Source organism: Roseateles sp. PN1 (assembly GCF_038419725.1).
In the GTDB taxonomy this organism is placed as follows: Bacteria; Pseudomonadota; Gammaproteobacteria; order Burkholderiales; family Burkholderiaceae_C; genus Paucibacter_A.
Window position 1 is genome coordinate 292,244 of record NZ_JBCARA010000004.1, and the last position, 24,264, is coordinate 316,507.

Here is a 24,264-nt window from a genome sequence, read left to right on the forward strand (position 1 = left end):
ACCCGATGCGTGCTGCTCTGCTTGATAACGTGACCCACCGGGATCTGCGCCTGCAGACCCGGCTGGATTTTGCTTGGGGTGACGCTGTGAGCGCCGTGCCCACGGTGCCCGCAGAGTTCAAGCAGATGCAGGCGCATTTCCCCATCGTGTTTCAGCAAAGCGGCGATGCCAGCCGCTTTCAGCCGGTGGCCTTGCTCGGCTTGCTGGAATCGCGCAGCAGCTTTTTGGGGCCGCGCGGCTGGGAGGCCGGCCATCTACCTTGGGCCCTGGAGCGCCAGCCCTTGTTGGTGGGGCGTGATGGTGAGGGCTGGGTGGTTCATATCGATTTAGACAGCCCGCGCCTGAGCTTGAGCGAAGGCGCGCCACTTTTTCTACCCAATGGCGGGCAGTCGCCGCTATTGGAGCGTCGGGTCTCGGTGCTGCAAGCCTTGCACGAAGGCATGCAGACCTTGCCTTACTTCATAGATGCACTCTTGCAGTACCAACTGCTGGAGCCCATGAGCCTGGACATCGAGCAAGCTGACGGCTCGGTGCGCCGTGTGGCCGGCTATTACGTCATCGACGAAGAGCGGCTCGCGGCCTTGCCGGGCACGGCCGTAGCCGCGCTGCACGAGGCGGGGCACTGGTTTGCCATCGCCATGGCGGTGGCCTCGTTGGCAAGGATTCCGGCCTTGCTTGAGCGCGAACAGCGGCTGGCTCTGGCTTGAGATTGCACTCATGCAAGCCCTCAGGGAATTCAAGGTCGACCAAGCCGGCCAGGTGCCGCCGCAGCTGCTCGCCATGGACGAGCCCTGTGTGCTGCGCGGTTTGGTCTCGCATTGGCCCGTGGTGCGGGCTGGCGGAACTAGCGGGGAAGCCGCGGCCGCTTGCCTGAAGTCGTACTGGCGCGATGCCACCGTTGGCGTGTTCCGCATGGCGCCGTCGACCCAGGGGCGCATTGCTTACAACGAAGATTTCAGCGGCTTAAATTTCAGCCGCGAGTTCCTGCGCTTTGATCAGTTGCTGGACCAGTTGCTGGCCTGCCGCGAGCAAGAGCCTTCGCCCTATCTGTACATGGGCTCGACCACGGTGGACACCTGCCTACCTAGCTTTCGCTCTAGCCACGCGCTGCAGCTGGACTCGCCAGAAGAGGCCTTGGTGAGCTTGTGGATGGGCAACCAGATCACGGTGCCGGCGCATCAGGACTGGCCCTCGAACATCGCCTGCTGTGTTGCTGGCCGGCGGCGTTTCACCTTGTTCCCGCCCGACGCGGTGGGCGATTTGTACGTAGGTCCGCTGGACCTGACGCCGGCTGGTCAGCCCATCAGCCTGGCCGATGCGTCCGTACCCGATTTGCAGCGTTTCCCTCGTTTTGCTCAGGCCCTGGCGCGGGCCCAGGTGGCGGAGTTGGCGCCGGGCGATGCGATCTACATCCCCAGCCTGTGGTGGCATCAGGTCGAGGGTCTGGATGGGCTCAATGCCCTGGTCAACTACTGGTGGCGTCGCAGCCCGGCCTGGGCGGATTCGCCCAATACCGCGCTGTGGTTGGCCTTGGCCACGCTGCGTGATTTACCGCAGGCCGAGCGGCAGGCTTGGCGCGCGCTCTTTGATCACTATGTGTTTGAGGCCGATGCCAATACCGCCGCGCATATCCCTGCCCAAGCGCGCGGCCTGCTCGCGCCCTTTGACGAAACCGCCATGCGCCGTATGCGTGCATGGCTGATGAAAAAACTCAATCGATAAGGCTGCAAATGAACGTTCAAGCTTTTCCGACCGAGAGTGCCCGCAGCAGCGCGTCAGCGGTGCGCCGCGTCGTCATCGCCGGTGGCGGCACCGCCGGCTGGATGGTGGCCGCCCTGATGGGCAAGCTGATGGGCAAGCAGCTTGAGATCCGCCTGGTGGAGTCCGATGAGATCGGCACCGTCGGCGTCGGCGAGGCCACCATTCCCGCCTTGCATATGTTCCACGAACTGCTGGGCATCAAGGAGGCCGAGTTCATGGCTGCGACCCAGGCCACCTTCAAGCTCGGCATCAAGTTCGAAGGCTGGAAGGCGCCCGGCGAGGACTACATCCACTCCTTCGGCTTGACCGGCCAAGACCATTGGAGTGCCGGTTTCCAGCACTTCTGGCTCAAGGGCCGGCAGCGCGGCTTGGCGCAGCGCTACGGCGACTATTGCCTGGAGCTGCGCGCTGCGGAAGAGAACCGCTTTGCCCATCTGCCGCAAAACGGCATGAACTACGCCTACCACCTCGATGCCACGCGTTATGCGCGTTACCTGCGCGGCATCGCCGAGGCGCATGGCGTACAGCGCATCGAGGGCAAGATCACCGAGGTACTGCGCGTCACGCCCGACGGCGACTTGAGCGCGCTGCGCCTGGGCGATGGCGCCCTGGTGGAAGGCGACTTGTTCATCGACTGCACCGGTTTTCGTGCGCTCTTGCTGGGTGAGACCCTGGGTGTGCCGTATGAGGATTGGACCCACTGGCTGCCCTGCGACCGTGCGGTGGCGGTGCAGACTGCTTCGGTGCGCGAGGCACCGCCTTACACCCGCTCCATCGCGCACCCGTTTGGCTGGCAGTGGCGCATTCCACTGCAGCACCGGGTGGGCAATGGCCTGGTCTATAGCAGCCGTGAGCTGTCCGATGCCGACGCGCCCGAGGTCTTGACCCGCCATGTTGAAGGCGAGCTTTTGATGAAGCCGCGCCTGCTGCGCTTCACACCGGGCCAGCGCCGCGAGGTGTGGAATCGCAATTGCATCGCGGTGGGCCTGTCCAGCGGTTTCATCGAACCGCTGGAGTCCACCAGCATCCACCTGATCCAGCGCGCGGCGATCCGCTTGATGCGCTTGTTCCCCGCCGGTGGTGTGCGTGAGGTGGACCGGGTCGAGTTCAACCGCCAGACGCAGGATGACCTGGAGCACATCCGCGACTTCATCATCCTGCACTATCACGTGACCGAGCGGGACGACTCTGATTTGTGGCGCCATGTGCGCACGATGGCCGTGCCCGAGACACTGCGCCACCGGATCGAGCTCTTCACCGAAACGGCGCGGGTGTTCCGTCCGCTGGATGAGTTGTTCGCCGAAAACTCCTGGATCCAGGTGATGCTGGGGCAGGGCATCAGCCCACGCCATCACCATCCTGTGGCCGACTTGATGGGTGACGCGGAGTTGCAGCAATTCCTGGAGCACATCCGCCGCCAGGTCTCGCAACGACTGGCCACCTTGCCGCCCCATGCCGCTTATGTGGAGCGCTTGTGTGCGCCTTACCGTGCCGCGGCCTGAACGACGCGCAAGGCGGAGTTTTCTCCGCCTTGATGGCTTTCCTCTTTTTTGCAAACTGAAGCTGTGATGACCGAAACCTACCCCCGCTTGTTGGGTGATATCGGCGGGACCAATGCCCGCTTTGCATGGGTCGAGGCACCCGAAGTGCCGGTGGCCCACTGTGTGAACTATCGCTGTGCCGACTACCCAACCATTGCCGACGCTATTTCAAGTTATGTGGCGGAGCATGCCCCGGCTCGGCCGCAGGCCGCCGCACTGGGCATTGCCAATCCAATCGACGGTGATCAGGTGCGTATGACCAATGGCAATTGGTCCTTCTCGATCCAGGCGCTCAAACGCGATCTGGGCGTGGAGCACCTGTCGGTGGTGAATGACTTCACTGCCTTGGCCCTGGCCCTGCCAAGCCTGGACTCCAGCCAGTTGCATGCCCTGGACGGTGGCAGTTCGGTCGCCGGCGAGCCGCTGGCCGTGCTGGGCGCCGGCACCGGCCTGGGTGTCGCCGGTCTGCTGGCCCTGCCCAATGGCACGTGGTGCCCCTTGTCGGGTGAGGGCGGGCACACCACGCTGGCGGGCCAAGATGCTTTTGAGGATGCGGTGGTCGCTCGCCTGCGTCTGCGCTTTGGCCATGTGTCGGCGGAGCGCGCGCTCTCGGGGCCGGGCTTGGTCAATCTCTACCGGGCCTGCGCTGAAATTGCCGGCCAAGACTTGCCCGAACTGACCCCTCCCGAGGTTTTGCAGCGTGCCGAGCAAGGCGATGCCCTGGCCAAGCAAGCGATTGAGCTCTTCTGCAACTTCCTGGGTAGCGTGGCCGGCAATCTGGCCCTGACGCTGGGGGCGCGAGGCGGCGTTTACATCGGCGGCGGCGTGGCACCCCGTTTACTCAAGGAGTTACGCCAGTCGAACTTCCGTGCCCGCTTTGAAGGCAAGGGCCGCTTCGCTGACTACTTGGCCGCCATTCCTTGCTTTGTCATTGATGCGGCGGTTTCGCCGGCCCTGGATGGCGCCTCGCGGGCGCTGGATCTTGGTTTGTAGCGAGGGGCCGGTGCTCAGCCGCCATGACAAATTCAGAGTAGGGATGTTGGCCCTGCCGCGTGGCGGTCAGCATCGGAGTTGTTCACCTGCCTTGGTCAACAAGCCCTGAGCAAACTTGCGTCTATGGGCAGAGCGCCTCCCAATTTTTTCTCAAACCATGCAACAAAGCAGCAAAAACCAAAATCAACTCACTCTCTTGGCGCCGCTCTCGGGCCTCTTGCTGCCGCTCGAGCAGGTGCCCGACCCCGTGTTTGCGCAAAAGATGGTGGGCGACGGCATTTCGCTGGACCCCACTTCGAATGAATTGCTCGCACCGGTGGCAGGCCGGATCACTCAGCTGCACGACGCCCATCACGCGCTCACCATCGCCAGCGACGCCGGCCCCGAGATCTTGCTGCATATCGGCGTGGATACCGTCTTGCTGAAGGGCGCAGGCTTCACCCCCTTGGTCAAGCAAGGGGATCGTGTAGCGGTGGGCCAGGCGCTGATTCGCTTCGATGCCGATGCGGTGGCCCTGGGTGCGCGCAGCTTGCTGACGCAAATCGTGGTGGCCAATGGGGAGTCGGTGACTCGCATTGCGCCGGCGCGTGGCCGTGTTGTGGCCGGCCAAGACGCTTTGATGGTGCTGGATTTGGCCGAGACAGCGGCCGTCAGTCGCCAAGGCAGCGACAGCAGCTCAACTAGCGCACAGCGCTCAGCCCCCGTTCGCTTGCCCAACCCGGCAGGCTTGCACGCCCGGCCCGCTGCGGTGCTGGCCGCCGCAGCGAAGAAATACTTGTCCGATGTGCGACTGGTGCTGGGCTCAAAAGAGGCCAATGCCAAGTCTTTGGTGGCCGTCATGGCGCTCTCAACTAAGCAGGGCGATGAGGTGTTGATTCAGGCTTCGGGGCCCGACGCGGCCGAGGCGACTTCGGTGCTGGCAGAGTTGCTGGCGCAAGGCTGTGGCGAGAACCTTGCTGAGGCGGTTTCAGCTGCGCCAGCTCGCGCCGAACCTGCAGCTTCCGCGAACCCGGTGGCGGCGCGGACTGTCGCCGCCGCGGCCGGAGAGCTCGTGGGCGTGTCGGCTTCTCCCGGCTTGGCCGTGGGCCAGATCGTGCAGTTCCGCGTGGGCGCGATTGATGTCGCAAAAACGGGTGGCACGCCCAAGCATGAACGCGCCCGTCTAGACGCCGCCTTGCATGAAGCCCATGCCCAGCTGGAGACCCTCAAGGCCGCACTGTCCGATGCCAGCAAGGCACAAATCCTCAGCGCCCACCAAGAGTTGCTGGCCGACCCCGATTTGTTTGAAGCCGCGATTGCCGGCATCAGCGCTGGCGAAAGCGCCGGCTACGCTTGGCGCAGCGCCTACACCGGCGCTGCCGCCCAGTTGGAGGCGCTGGACAACGCACTGTTGCGCGAGCGCGCCCACGACATCCGTGACGTTGGGCGGCGCGTGCTGGCCTTGCTGGCTGGGGTGGCGCAGACGGCCATCCAAGTCCCTGACAACTCGATTCTGATTGCCGAGGAATTGAGCCCGTCCGACACTGCCGCCCTGGATCGCAGCAAGGTGCTGGGCTTTTGCACCACCACCGGCGGCGCCACCAGCCATGTGGCGATTCTGGCCCGCTCACTGGGTATTCCGGCCATCTGCGGCATCGATGCCGCCGCGCTGAATCTGGCCGAGGGCAGCCAAGTGGTAATGGACGGCTCCAGCGGCGTTCTGCAAACCGCACCCGACGCTGCAGCACTTGAGTCGGCCCGGCTGCGCATGGCGCAACAAGCGCAGCGCCGCAGCGAAGAAGCGGCGCAGGCGCATCTGCCCGCCACCACCTTGGATGGGCAGCGCATCGAGGTCGTGGCCAATGTGCGCAATGCGGCCGACACGCTTGAGGGCTTAACGCATGGCGCCGAAGGCGTGGGCTTGCTGCGTTCAGAATTCCTTTTTGATGAACGCGACACGGCGCCCAGCGAGGAAGAGCAGGCCCAGGCCTACAGCGCCGTGGCCCAAGCCCTCGGGCCTGAGCGGGTGCTGGTGATTCGCACGCTCGATGTCGGCGGTGACAAACCCTTGCCCTATCTGCCCCTGCCCAAGGAGGACAACCCCTTCCTGGGCCTGCGCGGCGTGCGGGTGAGCTTGGCGCGGCCAGCTATGTTCCGCACCCAGTTGCGTGCCATCTTGCGCGCCGCGCCGCTGGCGCAGCTGCACATCATGTTCCCCATGATCGCCACCTTGGACGAGTGGCGGGAAGCCCGCGGCATCTTGGCCGAAGAGCAAGTGGCGTTGGGCGTCGGCGATGTGAAAGTCGGCTTGATGATTGAGGTGCCATCGGCTGCGCTGCTGGCCGAGCAATTCGCCCGCGAGGCGGACTTTTTCTCCATCGGCAGCAATGACCTGACCCAGTACACGCTGGCGATGGACCGCGGCCACCCGCAGCTGGCCAAACAGGCCGATGCCTTGCACCCGGCCGTGCTGAAGATGATCGCCATGAGCTGCGAGGGCGCGAGCCAGCATGGCAAATGGGTTGGCGTGTGTGGCGGCCTGGCGTCTGAGCCGCTGGCCGTGCCGGTGCTGATCGGCCTGGGGGTGACAGAGCTGTCAGTCTCGGTGCCGGCCATCCCTGCCATCAAGGCGCAGGTCAAACGCTTGACCCTGACCGCGTGCCAGCAGCTGGCGCGCGAGGTGCTGCTGCTGGGTAGCGCCCGTGAGGTGCGTGCCCGCCTGGCCGCCTTCGCGGCCCTGGCCGAAACAACAATCTAAAAAAAGAGACCACAGCCATGTTCCAAAACGCTTTTTCGGCGCTGCAAAAAATCGGCAAGGCCTTGATGATGCCGGTCGCGGTGCTGCCGGTGGCCGGCTTGCTGCTCGGCTTGGGCGCCACCGACTTCCACACTAGCAATGCCGTGTTCCTGGCGATCCTGTCGCTGATGAAGAATGCGGGCGATGTGATCTTCGGCAATTTGCCGCTGATCTTTGCCATCGGTGTGGCCCTGGGCTTTACCCAGAACGATGGGGTGGCCGCGATTGCAGCCACCATAGGCTTTCTGGTGATGACGGTGACGCTGGGCGTGATGGCCGGCATTCTTGGCATCAAGCCCGACATGATCATGGGCCAGCCTTCGATTCAAACCGGCGTGTTTGGCGGCATCCTGGCGGGCGGTATGGCCGCCATGATGTTCAACCGCTATTACCGGATTTCGCTGCCGGCCTACCTGGGCTTTTTTGCCGGCAAGCGCTTTGTGCCCATCGTCACTGCGCTCGGCGCATTGGTGCTGGGCGTCGTGCTGGCCTTCATCTGGCCGCCGATTGGTGGCGCCATCAAGGCCTTCTCGCATTGGGCCGCCGTCAGCGACCCCACCACCGCCGCCACGGTCTACGGCTTCTTCGAGCGTTTGCTGATTCCCTTCGGCTTGCACCACATCTGGAACGTGCCTTTCTTCTTTGAGATGGGCTCCTTCACCGACGCCTCGGGCAAGGTGGTGAGCGGTGACATCAACCGCTTCTTCGCCGGCGACCCGACGGCAGGCATCTTGGCCGGCGCGTTTTTGTTCAAGATGTTCGGCCTGCCGGCTGCCGCGATTGCGATTTGGCATACCGCGCGGCCTGAGAAGAAGCTGGCCGTGGGTGGCATGATGGTGTCGGCAGCGCTAACGTCATTTTTGACCGGCATCACCGAGCCCATCGAGTTCGCGTTTCTCTTCGTTGCCCCGGTGCTGTACTTCCTGCATGCCTGCTTGGCCGCCTCGGCGCAGTTCCTGGCCAACAGCCTGCACATGCATATGGGCTTCACTTTCTCGCAAGGGGGCATCGACTTCTTGATGTTCAACCTGATCGGGGATAAGGCCCAACACGCTTGGTATGTGTTCGTGCTTGGCCCGATTTACGCGGCCATCTATTACGGCGTGTTCCGCTTCGTGATCGTCAAGTTCAATCTCAAAACACCGGGCCGTGAAGTGGAGGCGGATGGCAGCACGCCGAGCAACGCTGCGGAAGTGGTGACGAGTAACGGTCAATTTGGCCGCGCACTGGATCTGGTGCTGGCCTTTGGCGGCCGCAGCAATATCGTCAATCTGGATGCCTGCATCACGCGTCTTCGGGTGACGGTGAAGACGCCTGCCAAGGTCGACCAGGCGCGGCTCAAGGCGCTTGGCGCCGCCGGCGTGGTTGTTGTGGGTAGCGGTGTTCAGGCCATTTTTGGCCCCGCAGCGGAGAACCTCAAAGGTGAGATGCAGGACTATCTGGCGGTGGCTGGCGCGGAAGCCGATGGCGGCGAGGCCTTAGCCAGCCCAGCTTCGACTGGAGCAGCGGGTGCAGCGGGTTCAGCAGGCGCAGCGAGTCATGCGGTGGATGCCGGCAGCGCTGAGCAGCCCATTTCTCCCTGGGTGGCCGAAGCTGCCGGGCCGCTCTTGGCCGCGCTGGGCGGCAAAGCCAATCTACGCAGCTTGCAGGCCGTGGCCTTTACCCGCCTGCGGGTGCAATTGCTCGACGCTGCTCAGTTTGATGAAGCTGCGGCGAGCAAGGCGGGGGCCAATGCGGTGATGCGGGTCAGTGCGGACACCCTGCACCTGATCGTTGGCAGCGATGCGGCGCAGTTCGCCAAGGCCATGCGGTAGCCGTCTCGACAAGAGGCTGGCATGCAGGCAGGCCGTCCGGCTGGCTCAGAGTAGCCATCGGCGTTGCCCCTGACTTTTCTTTTCTTTTCGTTCATTCGCTGCCGCCCGCTGATGGCGGCCCTGGAACCCCTGATCGCAAGGCAAGCCCTATGACGCAATTCTTGAAACGCAATTTGCCCCATCTGCCGGTCTATGCCGCGGGTGTTTGGATGCTGGCGGCCTGCCAAAGTGCCGCAACGGTCGTGAGTTCGCCGGCAGCGGTGGCGGCAACAAGCGCTACGACGATGAGCGGCAACCCCGCGCTTTGGCCCAAACCCATCAGCCGCCTCGCCAAAGACCCGGCAATGGAAAAGAGGATTGACGCGCTCATTGCCAAGATGAGCCTGGAACAAAAAGTCGGGCAAACCATACAGCCCGAGATTCGCCATATCAGCCTGACCGATGTCAGCAAATATCACATCGGCTCGGTGCTGAATGGCGGTGGTAGTTTCCCCGGCAATGACAAGTTTGCCAAGGCCCAGGATTGGGTGGCCCTGGCGGATGGCTTTTACAAAGCCTCGATGCAGCCGAGCGCAAACGGTGTGGTCATTCCCATCATGTGGGGCACGGACGCGGTGCACGGGCATAACAATGTGATCGGCGCGACCTTGTATCCCCACAATATCGCGCTGGGTGCGGCGAACAACCCGGGCTTGATCAAACAGATCGGCGCGGCCACGGCCCGCGAAATTGGCGTTACCGGGATTGGTTGGAGCTTTGCACCGACGGTGGCCGTGGCGCGCGACGCTCGCTGGGGTCGCACCTACGAGTCCTATGCCGAAAGCCCGGAGATCGTCAAAGCCTATGCCGGAAAAATGGTGGAGGGCCTTCAAGGCGAGCCTGGAACGAAGGGCTTTCTCTCCGATCAGCATGTGATCGCCACCGCCAAGCACTATATCGGCGACGGTGGCACGCAAGGCGGTATTGATCGTGGCCAAACCGATGCCAGCGAAGCCGAGTTGGTGAGACTGCACGCCCAGGGCTATGTCAGCGCGATTGAGTCGGGCGTGCAAACCGTGATGGTGTCTTTCAGCAGTTGGCGGGGTGATCGCATGCACGGCCACAAATACCTGCTGACCGACATTCTCAAAGACCATATGGGCTTCGATGGCCTGGTGGTGGGCGACTGGAGCGGCCATGAGTTTGTGCCCGGCTGCACCCGAAACAATTGCGCGCAGGCCATCAATGCCGGCATCGACATCTTCATGGTGCCGGAAGACTGGAAGCTTCTCTATGAAAACACCCTGGCTCAGGCCAGAAGTGGCGAGATTCCACAGGCACGCCTGGACGACGCGGTGCGCCGGATCCTGCGCGTCAAAATGCGAGCCGGTTTGTTTGAGCGGGGTGCACCATCGAGCTATGCGCTGGCTGGCAAGAGTGAAGTGTTGGGCGCTGCCGCGCACCGCGACATTGCTCGCCAGGCGGTGCGTGAATCGCTGGTCTTGCTGAAAAACAAGAATCAGTTATTGCCCATCAAGGCCGGCAGCAAGATCTTGCTGGCCGGTGATGGCGCGGATGACATCGGCAAGCAAGCGGGCGGCTGGAGCATCTCCTGGCAAGGCACGGGCAATGTGAACAGCGACTTCCCCGGTGCCACCTCGATTTACCAGGGCATGGCCGCCGCGGCCAATGCGAATGGCAGCCGGGTGACTTTGAGCGTCAATGGCGACTACCAAGAACGCCCAGATGTCGCCGTGGTGGTGTTTGGCGAGAACCCCTATGCCGAGATGCAAGGCGATATCAGCAAGCTGGATTTCGCCTCCGACAAGGAATTGCAACTCTTGAAGAAGTTCAAGGCGCAGGGTATCCCGGTGGTCTCGCTCTTCATCACCGGGCGACCACTGTGGGTGAACCCGGAATTGAATGCATCGGATGCTTTTGCGGTGATCTGGCAACCGGGCACCGAAGGTGCGGGCGTGGCCGATGTGATCATGCGCGATGCAAAGAACGGCGTGCGTTTCGACTTCAAAGGCAAGCTGGCTTTTGCCTGGCCGGCACGGCCTGACCAAGCGCCAGGACTGGCCGAAGGGAAGGGCGAGGGGGATGGGCCGCTTTTCCCGCGTGGCTATGGGCTGACTTATGCGGACAAGAGTTCAGTGGGTGATGATTTGTCTGAGGCTTGGCAACTTGCAAAGCAGTCTGCACAAACGGCCACCATCTTCAAGAACCGCACGCTGGAGCCTTGGCAATTGATGCTGGCGGACGATCTGAATCACAGCAAAACCGTCACTTCCAATGTGGCCAGCCTGGGTGCCATCAGCTACCGTGCAGTTGATCGCCTGGTGCAAGAGGACGCCATTCAGCTGCAATGGAGTGGCAGGGCCGCGGCTAGCGCAGGTTTCTTTGCCAAGGAGCGTGTGGACTACTCGGCCCTTGCGGCTAAGGCTTTGGTCTTTGATGTCCGGGTCAAGCGCGCGCCCACGGCCGAGGTGAAGCTGGCCATGAATTGCGGCACCGACTGCCTGGCCGAGCGTTCCATCACGCAGGCCTTGCGCCAGGCCAAGCCGGATCAGTGGGAAACCTTGTCGGTCAGCATGGCGTGTTTTGCTACGGCCAAGCTGGATATGTTGCTGTCGCCGTTTGCGCTGAGCACCAGCGGCGAGTTGGACATGGTCTTGCACCATGTGCGCATTGAGGCGGTGCCGGCGGCGAGTGTGCGATGCCCGTAGAGGTTTTGAGTTAGCGCGAACGGGTGGGGTAGTTCGCGTTACTCAAATTTGTAGCGCAAGTTCGAATTGGCGCCGCGTGGCAGTGGCAGCCTTGGTCTTCTCGACCAAGGCAATTGCTACGCAATTATTCGAACTTGTGGCGCAAATTTGAACTGCCTCCGCTTTGCGGCGGCAGGCTCGGTCCTTCAGACCAAGCTAAGTGCTTCGCACTTATTCAAATTTGTGGCGCAAGTGCGAGAGGACGCAGCTGTGCTGCGTCCTGCTTGGCTGACTCAGCCAAGCAAATTGCTTCGCAATTACTCGAACTTGTCCAACACCGCGCCTGAACTGGCGCTGGAGGCGTTCTTCGCGAACTTGGCCAACACGCCACGGGTGTAACGCGGCGCGGGCTTGACCCAGGCGGCCTTGCGGGTAGCCAGTTCTGCCGCATCGACATGCAACTCCAGCAGCAGCTGATGGGCGTCGATGGTGATGCGGTCACCTTCCTTCACCAGGGCGATCACGCCGCCTTCATAGGCCTCGGGGGCCACGTGGCCGACCACCATGCCCCAGGTGCCGCCGGAGAAGCGGCCGTCGGTGATCAGGCCCACGCTTTCGCCCAGGCCTTGGCCGATCAGGGCGCCGGTGGGGGCCAACATTTCGGGCATGCCTGGGCCGCCCTTGGGGCCCAGATAACGCAGCACCATGACGTCACCGGCGACGATCTTGCCGGCCATGATGGCGGCCAGGGCCGATTGCTCGTCTTCGAACACCCGCGCTGGGCCGCTCATCACCGGGTTTTTCAGGCCGGTGATCTTGGCCACGCAGCCCTCGGGCGAGAGATTGCCCTTCAGGATGGCCAGATGGCCTTCGGCGTAGATGGGATTCGTCACCGGGCGGATCACGGTTTGATCGGCGCGCAGCTCGGGCACATCGGCCAGGTTCTCGGCCACCGTCTTGCCGGTGATGGTCATGGCGTCGCCATGCAGCAGGCCGTGCTTGAGCAACTCCTTCATCACTGCGGGGATGCCGCCGGCGTGGTGCAGATCAATCGCCAGGAACTGACCGCTGGGCTTCAAGTCGCACAGCACTGGCGTGCGGCGACGCACACGCTCGAAGTCATCGATGGTCCAGTCCACCTCGGCCGCATGGGCAATCGCCAGGAAGTGCAGCACCGCGTTGGTGGAGCCACCCGTGGCCATGATGACGGCCACGGCGTTTTCGATCGCTTGCTTGGTGACGATGTCACGCGGCTTCAGGTCAGCCTTGACGGCTTCGACCAGCACGGCCGCCGCCTTCTTGACGCTTTGCACCACCTCGTCCTCGACATTGGCCATGGTCGAAGAGTAGGGCAGGCTCATGCCCAGCGCCTCGAAGGACGAGCTCATGGTGTTGGCGGTGTACATGCCGCCGCAAGAGCCGCTGCCGGGGATGGCTTTGCGCTCAATGGCGCAGAAGTCTTCTTCGCTCATCTTGCCGGCGCTGAATTGGCCCACGGCTTCAAAGACGCTGACGATGTTCAGATCCTGGCCCTTGTGCTTGCCCGGCAGGATGGTGCCGCCGTAGACATACAGCGAGGGCACATTGGCGCGCAGCATGCCCATCATGCCGCCGGGCATGTTCTTGTCGCAGCCGCCGATGACGATGACGCCGTCCATCCACTGACCGCCGACGCAGGTCTCCACGCAGTCGGAAATCACCTCGCGCGAAACCAGGCTGTACTTCATGCCCTCTGTGCCCATGGCCATGCCGTCGGAGATGGTGGGCGTGCCGAAGATCTGCGGGTTGGCACCGGCTTCTTTCAGGCCGATCACGGCCGCATCGGCCAGCTTTTGCAGGCCTGAGTTGCAAGGCGTGATGGTGGAGTGGCCGTTGGCCACGCCGATCATCGGCTTGCCGAAGTCGCTTTCCTGATAGCCCATGCCGTAGTACATGGAACGGTTCGGGGCGCGGGCAACGCCTTCGGTGATGTTCTTGGATCGGCGATTGGCGGGGGTGCTGCTCATGGCTGATGTCTCCTGCGATAGCGGGGTGGGCTGGCTTTTTGATGGGTCAATCTGCCAAGCGATGCGCCAGTATGAATTGCCGACATTGCTTTATCAAATATATTATTGACACTGAATCAATCTGACTTTCATATCAATGACCGACTTGCGCAGCCTGCGTCAATTTGTGGCCGTGGCCGAAGACCTGCACTTTGGCCGAGCCGCCCAGCGCCTGCACATGACCCAGCCACCGCTGACCCAGGCGATCCAGAAGTTGGAGCAATCGCTGGGCGTGCCGCTGCTGGCGCGCACCAGCCGCACCGTGGCGTTGACGCCGGCCGGTGCAGCCCTGCTGCCGCAGGCGCGGGCCTTGCTGGCGCAGGCCGAGGGCTTGGGGCCTTTGGTCCGCGCAGCGGCCAGCGGCAGCCGCGGCGAACTCAAGCTGGGCTTTGTGTCGACCGTGGGCTATGGTGACTTCCCACGCTGGCTGCGCGGCTTTCGCGAGCGCTATCCCGACATTTCCTTGAGCTTGCGCGAGGCCACTCTGGACGTGCAGTTGCCTGACTTCGCCAGCGGCGAGCTGGACGCGGGCTTCATCATTCACGCACCCGGCGCATGCCCGCCGGGCTTTGAGCGTCTGAGCATCGCCAGCGAAGCAATGGTCTTGGCCGTCAGCACCGCGCAGGCCGAGGCCGCTTTGCCTTGCTTGACGGCCGAGCAGGTACTGGCCTTGCCGCTGGTGATCTTTCCCCGCGCCATTGCACCCACCTTGTTTGATGCGGTGCTGGGCTTTTATCAAGCGCAGGGCCGGCAGCCGCGCATCGTGCAAGAGGCGATCCAGATGCAAACCATCGTCAACCTGGTGTCGGCAGGCATTGGCGCGGCCTGGGTGCCGGCCAGCGTGCAGGCTTTTGGCCGCGCCGGGGTGGCTTACAAAGCGGTGCAGGCCTTGGCACCCACCTGTGAAACCAGCCTGATCTGGCGGCGCGACTGCGCACCGACGGTGCAGCGCTTTGTCGAGCATATTGCGGGGCAAATTGCGCCCTCGACCGGCGTCTGATGCGGGCCGCCGATAATTAGGCCGTTCTCATTGCGGCCGCATGGCATCAAACCTTTGCACACATCCCATAAGTCTCAGCGCAGCCCCCGCTCATCCAAAGTGTCGCTGCGCATGCTGGGGGCAGGTCTTGCCCTGCTGCTGTGCAGCCAGTTCGCACATGCTGTCGTGTTCAAGGAGCCGCAGTTGCAGCAACTGCTGGAGGCCGAAAAGTTCGACGCGCTTGAGCAGGCGGCGCAGCAGCGCCTGACCCAAGCGCCGGACGACAGCCAGGCCCTGGCCGCCAAGGCTATTGCCGCCACCGCGGGCTATGACGCTCGCCAGCTGGACGCCGCCGCCAAGACTGCTCAGCAATGCGTGGAACGTGCGCCGCGCGAGGCGGTGTGCCATCTGGCGCTGGCGCGGGTGCTGGGCCAGCAGGTGCTGATCGAGAGCAAGTTCAAGGCCCTGAGCCTCTTGCCCAAGGTGCGGGCCAGCCTGAGCACAGCCTTGGAGCTGGACCCCGAGCTGTTTGAAGCGCGCAGCAAGCTCGCTCAGATCTATTTGCTGATCCCGGAGTTTCTGGGCGGCAGCGTGGCCAAGGCGCGCGAGCTGGAGGCAGCCATCCGCAGCAAGCAGCCGGAGCAGGCGCGCTTGCTGCGCTCGCTCATCCAGGCGCGCCAAGACAAATGGGACGAGGCGGAACGCGAGTTGATGGCCGTGCGCGTCGGCAACGATGCGGCCTTGGCCGAGGATGTGCGCAATGCCTACGGCGAGCTGGGTCGGCATTGGATCAAGGACAAGCAGTTTGATCGCGTCAAGCGCATGTACGTCCAGCTGCAAAAAGACCAGCCCAAGCAGGCCGCCGCTTACTACTATCTGGCGCGCTTGGCCCAGGAGCTGGAGCAGCCCGCCGAGGCCATCCCGCTTTTTGAGCAAGCCAGTGGCTTGGCCGGCGCGGAGGGCTTGCCCATCGACCACCGCTTGGCCGACGCCTTGGTCGCGGTGGGGCAGATTGAGCCGGCCAAGCAGGCTTACCGCCGCTATCTGGCCAGCAAACGCGCGGAGCCCGGCCATTTGAAGGATGCCCGCAAGAGTTTGGCCGCCCTCGGTTAATGGTCGCTATGCCGACTTGAACAAGTTCTCGCGGCCCTCCCCAGCGGCGGGCCAAGAAGCCGCCGCACTATGATGCGCGGCTGATTTCAGAAGGATTTCCCATGTGGGTTCACCCCCAATTCGACCCCATCGCTCTCAAGCTCGGCCCACTCGCCATTCATTGGTATGGGCTGACTTATCTGGCCGCCTTCGGCATGTTCATATGGCTGGCCAGCAAGCGCGTGTCGCAGCCGGAGTGGGCCTCGCAAGGCTGGACCCGCCAGGACGTGGACGATTTGCTCTTCTTCGGCGTGCTGGGCGTGGTGCTGGGTGGGCGCCTGGGTTATGTCCTGTTCTACAAGCCTGACTACTACATCCACAACCTCGGCGAGGTGTTCGCGGTGTGGAAGGGCGGCATGGCCTTCCACGGCGGCTTGCTGGGCGTGATCGCGGCAATGGCGCTGTTTGCCAAGCTGCGCGGCCGCAGCTTCTTCCAGGTCACCGACCTGATTGCGCCTTGCGTGCCCACCGGCCTGGGGGCCGGGCGCATCGGTAACTTCATCAACGGTGAGTTGTGGGGCCGGCCGGCCGACCCAAACCTGCCCTGGGCCATGGTCTATCCGCAATCGGGTTCGCCCCTGCCTTTGCACCCGTCGCCGCTTTATCAATTCATCGGCGAAGGCGTGTTGCTCTTCCTGCTGGTGTGGTTCTACGCCAAGAAGCCGCGTCTGACCGGCCAAGTCTCCGGCGTGTTCCTGATGGGCTATGGCCTGCAGCGCTTCGTCACCGAATACTTCCGCCAGCCGGACGACTTCCTGGGCCTGCGGGCCCTCAACCTGAGCCAGGGTCAATGGCTGTCTTTGCCCATGATTGCGGTGGGCCTACTGATCTGGCTGTGGGCCAGCAAGCAGCGCCAACCCGCCGCTAGCAAGACCTGACCCTCCGCCCAGTTACTTTCAAAAACTATGCGTCAAATCTTCTTCGACACCGAAACCACCGGCCTGCTGGCCGAGGGCGGTGACCGCGTGATTGAAATCGGCTGCGTTGAGATGATCAACCGCCAGCTGACCGGTAACAACCTGCACATCTACATCAATCCGCAACGCGCCAGCCATGAGGACGCCTTGCGGGTCCACGGCCTGACCGAGGCGTTTTTGTCCGACAAGCCACTGTTCGCGCAGATCGCGCCCGAACTGCTGACGTTCTTGGCCGACGCGGAACTGGTGATTCACAACGCGCCCTTCGACATTGGCTTTATCAATGCGGAGTTGAAGCGCCTCAAGCTGGGCCCCATCACCGATGTGGTGGGCAACGTGCGCGACACCTTGCTGATGGCGCGCGAGATGTTCCCCGGCAAGGCCAATTCGCTGGACGCCCTGTGCCGCCGCCTGGAAGTGGACAACTCCAACCGCAAGCTGCACGGCGCTTTGCTGGACGCGGAATTGCTGGCCGAGGTCTACATCCGCCTGACCCGCGGGCAAGACTCGCTGGTGATGGACGATGCGGGCGAGGGCAGTGGCGAAGACGGCGAATACCGTGTGGCCGCCGTGGACCTCAGCAGCTTCTCTTTGCCGGTGTTGTCGGCCAGCGATGAGGAGTTGCAAGCGCACGAGAAAGTGCTGCTGGAGCTGGACAAAGCCAGCGGTGGAAAACGGGTCTGGAAGAGTGCAGAAGTAATTTCTGCATGAAATTCTCGCCAGGCTAAAAAAAGCATGGCATAATCGTGGGCTTCCCGGTTAGCAAATAACTCAAACGAGAAATTTGCTGCAGCGACGCAAATACCGGGCGGTTAGCTCAGTGGTAGAGCACTGCCTTCACACGGCAGGGGTCGCAGGTTCGAACCCTGCACCGCCCACCAGAATTGATGATTGGTCGACAACCGTATCGACTTCACTGTTCTAAAAGTTTTTGTCGCAGGCCCAAATACCGGGCGGTTAGCTCAGCGGTAGAGCACTGCCTTCACACGGCAGGGGTCGCAGGTTCGAACCCTGCACCGCCCACCAGAATCACCCCGTCAAGTCGTATGGCTTGGCGGGGTTTTTTCTTTGTGCCTACCGGGCAGTGTGGTGCTAACGCTCGCTTGTCTCGCCCGCGCAAAACTTTGGGGTTTTTGATGAGGCCTGCGGGTTCTGGATTGGCGACACTGCAGCAATATCGTCTGATGCGCAAGAAAGGCCTTTGCCCATGTCGTCCCGCTCGCCCGCCTGGTTGGATGCCCAGTACAACAACCGGGCACGCGTGAGCGATAGCGCGGTGCTGCTGGAACGTTGGGCCAGTACCTCGCGTTTTGTGCGTGAGCAGATGGCTTGCAGCCTTGATCTGGCCTACGGGGCTGCGCCCAGCGAGCGCTTGGATGTGTTTCCGAGCGATGTTTCGCAAGCCCCGGTGCTGGTGGTTTTGCATGGCGGCTGGTGGCGCGCTTTGGACAAGTCGGACATGTCGTTTCTGGCCAGCGCCTTCACCGAGGAAGGTGCGATGGTGGTCATCCCCAACTACGCGCTATGCCCTGAGGTCAGCATGGACCGCATCCCCTTGCAGCTGACGCAGGCCCTGGCCTGGGTCTGGCGCCATGCGGCGGACTTTGGCGGTGACCCCAATCGCATCGTGTTGCTCGGCCATTCGGCCGGTGGGCATTTGGCGGCCATGCTCAGTTGTTGTGACTGGAAGGCGGTGGCCAGTGATCTGCCGCGGCATTTGATCAAGGGAGCGATGTCGGTGTCGGGCGTGCATGATTTGGGGCCGATTCGCAAGACGCCGTTTCTGCAGGCCGATTTGCGCCTCGACGCCGCGGCCGTGCGGCGCTTGAGTCCGGTGCATTTCCCGGCGCCCGAGGCGCCGTTCTGCGCCGTGGTGGGTGCCGATGAAAGTGCCGAATTCAAGCGCCAGAATCGCTTGATCCGCCAGGCCTGGGGGGCGCGCGCGGTGCCGGTGTGTGAGGAGATTGCGGGCTGCAACCACTTCGACATCCTGCACGACCTGGCCGACCCGGCCGGCCGAAGCCATTTGCTGGCCCGGCGTCTGTTGGATCTGCGTTGGTACAGCCCCTTGCTTTAAGCGGCGGGCGTTTGCTGTCCGCTCAGACGGCGGTGTAGCGGCCCGGCCTGTGATTCACCACCAAGGCGGCGTTGATGGCGGCCATGCCCAGCAAGGACAGGGCCACACGGCTGGGTGACACAAAGGCCAGTGAGCTGAGCAAGATCAGCCCGTCCAGTGCGGCCTGCACATAGCCGGCTGGCCAGCCCTTTTTCTCTTGCAGATAAAGCACCAGCACATTGAGGCCACCCAGCGAGGCGCGGTGGCGGAACAGAATCAACATGCCCGCGCCAATCAGCAGGCCGCCGGCGATGGCGGCGAAGATGGGATTGAGCAGGCTGAACTGCAGCCAGAGCGGCAAGACCTCACTCAGCGCAGACATCAGGCCCACGGCCAGCACCGTTTTGACGGTGAAGGCCGGGCCCATGCGGTGATAGGCCAGCCAGTAGAAGGGCAGATTGATGGTGAAGAAGAGGGCGCCAAAAGGCAGACCCGAGGCATAGTGGATCAGAAAGGCGATGCCCACCGTGCCGCCGGTCAACATGCCGACTTGCTTGAACAAGGCCACGCCCAAGGCGACGAACAAGGTGCCGGTAATCAGGGCCTGCACGTCCTCGAAATTGCTGTGCTTGAAACTGCGGCTGGCCGCGCGCAGTTTGTCGATGGGCTTCATGCCTGGATCATCCGTTCATCCACCATTTGACGATGCCTTTGGCAATGAAGCCGACCATGCCAAAGCCCAGAGCCAGCAAGAGCACAAAGGTGCCGAAGCGCCCGGCCTTGGACTCGCGAGCCAGCTGCAGGATGATGAAAATCATATAGACCATGAAGGCGGTGACGCCCCAGGTCAGCCCGAACTGGGCGATTTGTTGCTCGGTGTATCCAAACATGGCAACTACTGCGCTTTCTTCACCAGGTCGCGGTAGGCATGCCAGCTGGCATGGCCCAACCAGGGTAGGACCACGATCAAACCCAACATGGCCGAGGCCATGCCCAGCAGGGTCAGCAGCATGATCAGGGCGGCCCACAAGGCCACGGGGGCCGGATATTCCATCACCACCCGCCAGCTGGTGAATACCGCGCCCAGGATGCTGACTTCGCCGACCTTGCTGTCCAGCATCAGCGGCACCGCAATCATGGTGGAGGCAAACATGGGCGCAGCCAGCAAGGCGCCCAGGCCCAGCCAGGCCTCGAACAGATGGGAGTCTTCATTCAGCACCACATGGCGCAAAAATTGATCTGGCGTGTTGATCGGGGCTTCGGCAAAACCGGTGATCAGGGCGGCGGAGGTGGTGACCCAGCCAATGCCGGCAAACGCCAGCAGCACGCCGAAGACGACCAAGCGGCCATCGCGCGGGCGCCAGGCTTCGATGACGTGGGCTAGGCTGGGCTCGCGGCCCATTTCCAAATCACGACTGATCACGTAGAGGCCGGTGGCCAGAATGGGTGCCACCAGCAAGAAGCCGCTGAAGGCGCCGGCCAGCAGCCAGAAGCGGTCGCGGGCGAGCCAGAGGATCAGGCCACCTACCAGGGCCATCACCAGGCCGTGCAAGAGCGAAGCGCCCGGGCAGCGCAGCAGATCTTGCCAGCCCCGCGCCAGCCAGCCCAGCGGCCGCAATAGGGGAATGGGCTTGACGCCAAACTGGCGTGATTGCTGCAGGGCTTTTTCGGTTTCGAGCATGGGCATGATGTGTCAGCGTGGATGATGCCGCGCAGCGCGCCAAAGCGGCTTGAGCAACATCAAGTCAGGTCCGGATCGGAAAAACTCTTCGCTGCATTATTGACCGCCGCTTGCCTCGGCGCCCTTGGGGTTTTGGCGGGACGCTGCGCGCCTCAGCCCTGCAGCAATTGCGCCGCCGCTGCATTCAAGCTGGCGCTCTCGCCGTCGGCCAGATGCAAGCGCTGGGCTTGTGCCAACTGGGGATAGTGGCCGCTGAGTGAACGCTCGTAGCCGGGGTCGTAATGCTCGCGCATCAGCTCGGCGAAGACGCTGGCGAAGTCGCCCTCGCGGGCCAGGGCTTGCCAGCGCTCCACCTTTTGGCGGCCGCGCAGGGACACCAGGCAGTCCATCAGCGCGCAGAAAGCCTCGGGTTGCTGGATGAAATGGGCATAGTCCTGCAGCAGCAGCTGCACTCTGGCCTCGTCAGGCATCTCGACCCAGAAAATCGTGGCGCTGGCGCGCATGGCGGCGTGCAGCGGCTCGGGCAGGCGCAACTGGCCGATCTTGCGGCTCTCGCTTTCCACGAAGATGGGCCGGCTCAGGTCCATGGACTTGAGGGCTTGCCACAGCAGGGAGTCAAAGCGCTTCTGGCTGGGCTGGGGCTGGCCCGGCAGTGCGCCCAGCACCGAGCCACGGTGCATGGCCAGGCCTTCCAGATCCAGCACCTGGCCACCCTGGGCCTGCAGCGCGTGCAGCAAACGGGTTTTGCCCGTGCCGGTGCGGCCGCACAAAACGCGCAGCTGCAGGCCCAGCGGCATGGTCTCCAGGCCGGATCGCACTTCCGCGCGGTAGGCCTTGTAGCCGCCCACCAATTGCAGGGACTTGAAGCCGATCTGCCCCAAGAACCAATGCATGGCGCCGGAGCGCTGGCCGCCGCGCCAGCAGTAGACCAGCGGGCGCCAATTGCGTTGCAAGTCCGCGCCATGGGTGTCCAGATGCTTGGCGATATTGCGCGCCACCAGGGCGGCGCCGAGTTTGCGCGCCTCGAAGGGCGAGGCCTTGTAGAGCGTGCCGACGATGCGGCGCTCCTCATCACCCAGCACCGGCCAGTTGAGGGCGCCGGGCCAGTGATCCTCGGCAAATTCGGAAGGGCTGCGCACGTCGATGACGGCGTCGAATGCCTGTGGGGCGGCCAGGGCCTGCGCCGCGTCGATGACTTGTGGGCGTGGGCTCATGATTTCAATTTGGTCTTTGGCTTACTTGGGCAAGGCGATGGCGTCGAGCAATTCGCTCTCGATCTGCAACTGCGCGCGGTTGAGTTGCAGGGAGGGGCCGTCGACCAGAAACGTGTCTTCGACCCGCTCGCCCAGCGTTGAAATCTTGGCCAGCTGCAAATTGATGCCGTGACGCGCCAGCACACGAGCAATGGCGTAGAGCAAGCCGGCGCGGTCGGTGGTGCTGATGGACAGCAACCAACGCTGCCCACGCTCATCCGGCCGCAGCGCAATGCGTGGGGTGTAGGGGAAGCTCTTGACCCGGCGCGACAGGCGGCCGCGACGCGGCTCCGGCAGAGGTCCGGCCGCATTGAGGGTCTGGCTCAGCTTGGTTTCCACCAGCGAGACCAGATCGCGGTGATGCAGGTCCAGATCCGGGCTGGCGACTTGGAAGGTGTCCAGCGCATAGCCATTGCGGGTGGTGTGCACCTTGGCGTCGAGGATGTTGAAGCCGGCGCCGTCGAAGTAACCGCATAGCCGGGCGAATAGATCGGGCCGGTCGGGCGAGTAGACCAACACCTGCAAGCCTTCTCCCACCGGTGAGGGGCGGGCGCTGACGATGGCCTGGCCCGCGCCCACATGGCGCCAGAGCGAGCGCGCATGCCAGGCCAGCTCGCTGGCCTCGTGGCGGGCAAAGTAGCTCAGCTCCAGCGTCTCCCATAGCGGGGCTTCGGTGCCGGGCAACATGCTGTGCAGGGCCAGGGCATTGCGGGCCTCATGCTTGCGGGCCTCGATTTCGGCATCGGCATTCGGCCTGGCGCCGCCCAGGGCGCGCAGTGTGACCCGGTAGAGGTCTTCCAGCAGCTTGCCCTTCCAGGCATTCCAGACTTTGGGGCTGGTGCCGCGGATATCGGCCACGGTGAGCAAGTAGAGGCCGGTGAGGTGGCGCTCATCCCGCATCTTGGCGGCGAAGGCAGCGATTACCTCGGGGTCGGACAAGTCTTCTTTTTGCGCCACACGGGACAGTGTCAGGTGGTGTTGCACCATGAAGCAGACCAGCGCCGTGTCGACTTTGTTCAGGCCGTGTTCGCGGCAGAACCGTTTGACCTCGACGGCGCCTAAGTCCGAGTGATCGCCGCCGCGGCCCTTGGCTACGTCGTGGAAGAGGGCGGCGATGTAGAGCAGTTCCGGCTTGTCCCACTGCGCGGCCAGGGCCGAGCAAAAGCTGTACTCATGCGCATGCTCGGGGATGAAGAAGCGGCGCACATTGCGCAGCACCATCAAGATGTGCTGATCCACCGTGTAGACGTGGAACAGGTCATGCTGCATCTGGCCGACGATGCGGCGGAACACCCACAGGTAGCGGCCCAGCACCGAGGTCTGGTTCATCAGCCGGAAGGCATGCGTTTGGCCCTCGGGCTGGCGCAGGATCTGCATGAAGGTGGCGCGGTTCACCGGGTCGCGGCGGAACTTGGCATCCATCAGCTCGCGGGCGTTGTAGAGCGCGCGCAGGGTGCGTGCCGACAAGCCCTTGATGCCGGGGGTTTGCTGGTACAGCAAGAAGGTGCGCAGAATGGCGTGGGGCTGCTGCTGGTAGAGCTCGTCGCTGGCCACTTCCAGCATGCCGGCGCGGTCCAGGAATTCGGGCGTGATATTGCGCATCAGGCCTTGCTGCGAGCCATTGACCTGCTCTTCCAGATTCAGCAGAAGAATCTGGTTGAGTTGGCTGACGGCCTTGGCGGCCCAGTAGTAGCGCCGCATCAACACCTCGGAGGCGCGCTGCGCCTTGCTGGCGGTGTAGCCAAAGCTCTCGGCCACGGCGGTCTGCAAATCGAACACCAAACGGTCTTCGCGGCGGCCAGCAATCAGGTGCAGGCGGGCACGTATCAGCTTGAGCAGGCCTTCGTTGCGCTGCAGCTGTTGGCTTTCAAATTTGGTGATCAGGCCTTTGGCCGCCAGCTCGCGCCAAGTCTGCCCCAGGCCCGCGGCGCGGGCGATCCAGATCAACACTTGCAAGTCGCGCAGGCCGCCGGGGCTTTCCTTGCAGTTGGGCTCCAGCGAGTAGGGCGTTTCCTCGTACTTGGTATGGCGCTGGCGCATTTCCAGCGTCTTGGCGCGCAGAAAGGCGCTGGCGTCCATGCTGGCCATCAGCTGCGCTTCCATCTGCTTGTGCAGGGCGCGCGCGCCACACAGCAGGCGCGACTCCAGCAAGGCGGTCTGCACCGTCACATCGGCGCCGGCTTCGATCAGGCATTCGTCCAGGGTGCGAACCGAGGAGCCAATCTCCAGGCCGGTGTCCCAGCATGCGGTGATGAAGGCCTCGATGCCTGACTTGATGGCGCCGCTGGTGTGCGCTTCCACCCCGTCGGGCAGTAGCACCAGCACATCCACGTCTGAATAGGGGAAGAGCTCATCGCGACCGTAGCCGCCCACTGCCACCAGCGCCGCGCCGGCAGGCATTTGCGCCGCGGCCCAGAGTTGCTGCAGATGAGCATCCACATGGCGTGCCAGGCGGCGCAGCAGCGTGGCCGATGCGGTCAGCGTGGGGCGAGCCTGGGCGAACTCATCCAGCAAGGCCTTTTTGCCGGCCTTGAAACGTTGACGCAGGTCGCTCATATCGGCGCTGCTGAGTGGCGCAGCGAGCGCAGGCGCGGGCAGCTTGCCCATGG

The 24,264-nt window shown here is 63.4% G+C and carries 18 protein-coding genes and 2 tRNA genes; 14 read left to right on the forward strand and 6 right to left on the reverse strand.

Annotation, left to right across the window (positions count from 1 at the left end):
* Positions 1 to 5 precede the first annotated feature (5 nt).
* From AABB87_RS08490 to AABB87_RS08520, 7 genes are all read left to right on the forward strand, one after another.
* Positions 6 to 707, forward strand: coding sequence for a SapC family protein (locus AABB87_RS08490; protein WP_341970828.1), 702 nt, complete (start codon positions 6 to 8; stop codon positions 705 to 707).
* A gap of 10 nt (positions 708 to 717) precedes the next feature.
* The gene (locus AABB87_RS08495) at positions 718 to 1,722 is read left to right on the forward strand and encodes a cupin-like domain-containing protein (protein WP_341970829.1); all 1,005 of its coding nucleotides are present in this window, start codon (positions 718 to 720) and stop codon (positions 1,720 to 1,722) included.
* Between the two features lie 8 nt (positions 1,723 to 1,730).
* Positions 1,731 to 3,263, forward strand: coding sequence for a tryptophan halogenase family protein (locus tag AABB87_RS08500; RefSeq protein ID WP_341970830.1), 1,533 nt, complete (start codon positions 1,731 to 1,733; stop codon positions 3,261 to 3,263).
* A 66-nt stretch (positions 3,264 to 3,329) separates the two neighbouring features.
* Positions 3,330 to 4,295: a glucokinase gene (glk, locus tag AABB87_RS08505; RefSeq protein WP_341970831.1), complete on the forward strand. Its 966-nt coding sequence runs from the start codon at positions 3,330 to 3,332 to the stop codon at positions 4,293 to 4,295.
* A gap of 157 nt (positions 4,296 to 4,452) precedes the next feature.
* Positions 4,453 to 7,032 (forward strand): phosphoenolpyruvate--protein phosphotransferase, encoded by a 2,580-nt coding sequence (gene ptsP, locus AABB87_RS08510; RefSeq protein ID WP_341970832.1) that lies wholly within the window; start codon positions 4,453 to 4,455, stop codon positions 7,030 to 7,032.
* Positions 7,033 to 7,049: 17 nt separating this feature from the next.
* On the forward strand, positions 7,050 to 8,885 hold the full coding sequence (ptsG, locus tag AABB87_RS08515) for a PTS glucose transporter subunit IIBC (protein WP_341970833.1): 1,836 nt from the start codon (positions 7,050 to 7,052) through the stop codon (positions 8,883 to 8,885).
* A gap of 149 nt (positions 8,886 to 9,034) precedes the next feature.
* Entirely contained in the window at positions 9,035 to 11,593 is a 2,559-nt protein-coding gene (locus AABB87_RS08520) for a glycoside hydrolase family 3 protein (protein WP_341970834.1), read from the forward strand.
* A 296-nt stretch (positions 11,594 to 11,889) separates the two neighbouring features.
* Here the strand turns inward: AABB87_RS08520 and ilvD are convergent, their stop codons facing one another.
* Positions 11,890 to 13,578: a dihydroxy-acid dehydratase gene (ilvD, locus tag AABB87_RS08525; RefSeq protein ID WP_058719390.1), complete on the reverse strand. Its 1,689-nt coding sequence runs from the start codon at positions 13,576 to 13,578 to the stop codon at positions 11,890 to 11,892.
* 136 nt (positions 13,579 to 13,714) lie between these two features.
* Between ilvD and AABB87_RS08530 the strand changes: the two genes are divergently transcribed.
* The 7 genes from AABB87_RS08530 (at position 13,715) to AABB87_RS08560 (ending at position 18,742) form a co-directional block, all read left to right on the forward strand.
* Complete coding sequence (locus tag AABB87_RS08530; protein ID WP_341970835.1) at positions 13,715 to 14,617, forward strand: LysR family transcriptional regulator; 903 nt, start codon at positions 13,715 to 13,717, stop codon at positions 14,615 to 14,617.
* 99 nt (positions 14,618 to 14,716) lie between these two features.
* On the forward strand, positions 14,717 to 15,709 hold the full coding sequence (locus AABB87_RS08535) for a tetratricopeptide repeat protein (RefSeq protein ID WP_341970836.1): 993 nt from the start codon (positions 14,717 to 14,719) through the stop codon (positions 15,707 to 15,709).
* A 101-nt stretch (positions 15,710 to 15,810) separates the two neighbouring features.
* The gene (gene lgt / locus AABB87_RS08540; protein WP_341970837.1) at positions 15,811 to 16,626 is read left to right on the forward strand and encodes a prolipoprotein diacylglyceryl transferase; all 816 of its coding nucleotides are present in this window, start codon (positions 15,811 to 15,813) and stop codon (positions 16,624 to 16,626) included.
* 27 nt (positions 16,627 to 16,653) lie between these two features.
* Positions 16,654 to 17,376, forward strand: coding sequence for a DNA polymerase III subunit epsilon (gene dnaQ, locus AABB87_RS08545; RefSeq protein WP_341970838.1), 723 nt, complete (start codon positions 16,654 to 16,656; stop codon positions 17,374 to 17,376).
* A gap of 95 nt (positions 17,377 to 17,471) precedes the next feature.
* A tRNA-Val gene (locus AABB87_RS08550) sits at positions 17,472 to 17,546 on the forward strand.
* A gap of 70 nt (positions 17,547 to 17,616) precedes the next feature.
* Positions 17,617 to 17,691 (forward strand) — tRNA-Val (locus AABB87_RS08555).
* A 181-nt stretch (positions 17,692 to 17,872) separates the two neighbouring features.
* Positions 17,873 to 18,742, forward strand: a complete 870-nt coding sequence (locus AABB87_RS08560; protein ID WP_341970839.1) for an alpha/beta hydrolase — start codon at positions 17,873 to 17,875, stop codon at positions 18,740 to 18,742.
* 22 nt (positions 18,743 to 18,764) lie between these two features.
* On the opposite strand, the gene AABB87_RS08565 is transcribed toward AABB87_RS08560, so the two are convergent.
* The 5 genes from AABB87_RS08565 to AABB87_RS08585 form a co-directional block, all read right to left on the reverse strand.
* Complete coding sequence (locus AABB87_RS08565; RefSeq protein WP_341970840.1) at positions 18,765 to 19,394, reverse strand: YitT family protein; 630 nt, start codon at positions 19,392 to 19,394, stop codon at positions 18,765 to 18,767.
* Between the two features lie 7 nt (positions 19,395 to 19,401).
* Positions 19,402 to 19,611 (reverse strand): DUF2788 domain-containing protein, encoded by a 210-nt coding sequence (locus tag AABB87_RS08570; RefSeq protein ID WP_341970841.1) that lies wholly within the window; start codon positions 19,609 to 19,611, stop codon positions 19,402 to 19,404.
* A gap of 5 nt (positions 19,612 to 19,616) precedes the next feature.
* Complete coding sequence (locus AABB87_RS08575) at positions 19,617 to 20,408, reverse strand: DUF2189 domain-containing protein (protein WP_341970842.1); 792 nt, start codon at positions 20,406 to 20,408, stop codon at positions 19,617 to 19,619.
* Positions 20,409 to 20,554: 146 nt separating this feature from the next.
* The gene (gene mnmH / locus AABB87_RS08580; protein ID WP_341970843.1) at positions 20,555 to 21,616 is read right to left on the reverse strand and encodes a tRNA 2-selenouridine(34) synthase MnmH; all 1,062 of its coding nucleotides are present in this window, start codon (positions 21,614 to 21,616) and stop codon (positions 20,555 to 20,557) included.
* A 21-nt stretch (positions 21,617 to 21,637) separates the two neighbouring features.
* A complete protein-coding gene (locus tag AABB87_RS08585; RefSeq protein ID WP_341970844.1) occupies positions 21,638 to 24,262 on the reverse strand; it encodes a [protein-PII] uridylyltransferase in 2,625 nt (874 codons plus the stop codon).
* Positions 24,263 to 24,264: the final 2 nt, after the last annotated feature.

Coding starts and splice junctions, on each gene's coding strand:
- AABB87_RS08490 (WP_341970828.1), top strand. CDS start 6: ATGCGTGCTGCTCTGCTTGATAACGTGACCCACCGGGATCTGCGCCTG.
- AABB87_RS08495 (WP_341970829.1), top strand. CDS start 718: ATGCAAGCCCTCAGGGAATTCAAGGTCGACCAAGCCGGCCAGGTGCCG.
- AABB87_RS08500 (WP_341970830.1), top strand. CDS start 1,731: ATGAACGTTCAAGCTTTTCCGACCGAGAGTGCCCGCAGCAGCGCGTCA.
- glk (WP_341970831.1), top strand. CDS start 3,330: ATGACCGAAACCTACCCCCGCTTGTTGGGTGATATCGGCGGGACCAAT.
- ptsP (WP_341970832.1), top strand. CDS start 4,453: ATGCAACAAAGCAGCAAAAACCAAAATCAACTCACTCTCTTGGCGCCG.
- ptsG (WP_341970833.1), top strand. CDS start 7,050: ATGTTCCAAAACGCTTTTTCGGCGCTGCAAAAAATCGGCAAGGCCTTG.
- AABB87_RS08520 (WP_341970834.1), top strand. CDS start 9,035: ATGACGCAATTCTTGAAACGCAATTTGCCCCATCTGCCGGTCTATGCC.
- ilvD (WP_058719390.1), bottom strand. CDS start 13,578: ATGAGCAGCACCCCCGCCAATCGCCGATCCAAGAACATCACCGAAGGC.
- AABB87_RS08530 (WP_341970835.1), top strand. CDS start 13,715: ATGACCGACTTGCGCAGCCTGCGTCAATTTGTGGCCGTGGCCGAAGAC.
- lgt (WP_341970837.1), top strand. CDS start 15,811: ATGTGGGTTCACCCCCAATTCGACCCCATCGCTCTCAAGCTCGGCCCA.
- dnaQ (WP_341970838.1), top strand. CDS start 16,654: ATGCGTCAAATCTTCTTCGACACCGAAACCACCGGCCTGCTGGCCGAG.
- AABB87_RS08560 (WP_341970839.1), top strand. CDS start 17,873: ATGTCGTCCCGCTCGCCCGCCTGGTTGGATGCCCAGTACAACAACCGG.
- AABB87_RS08565 (WP_341970840.1), bottom strand. CDS start 19,394: ATGAAGCCCATCGACAAACTGCGCGCGGCCAGCCGCAGTTTCAAGCAC.
- AABB87_RS08570 (WP_341970841.1), bottom strand. CDS start 19,611: ATGTTTGGATACACCGAGCAACAAATCGCCCAGTTCGGGCTGACCTGG.
- AABB87_RS08575 (WP_341970842.1), bottom strand. CDS start 20,408: ATGCCCATGCTCGAAACCGAAAAAGCCCTGCAGCAATCACGCCAGTTT.
- mnmH (WP_341970843.1), bottom strand. CDS start 21,616: ATGAGCCCACGCCCACAAGTCATCGACGCGGCGCAGGCCCTGGCCGCC.
- AABB87_RS08585 (WP_341970844.1), bottom strand. CDS start 24,262: ATGGGCAAGCTGCCCGCGCCTGCGCTCGCTGCGCCACTCAGCAGCGCC.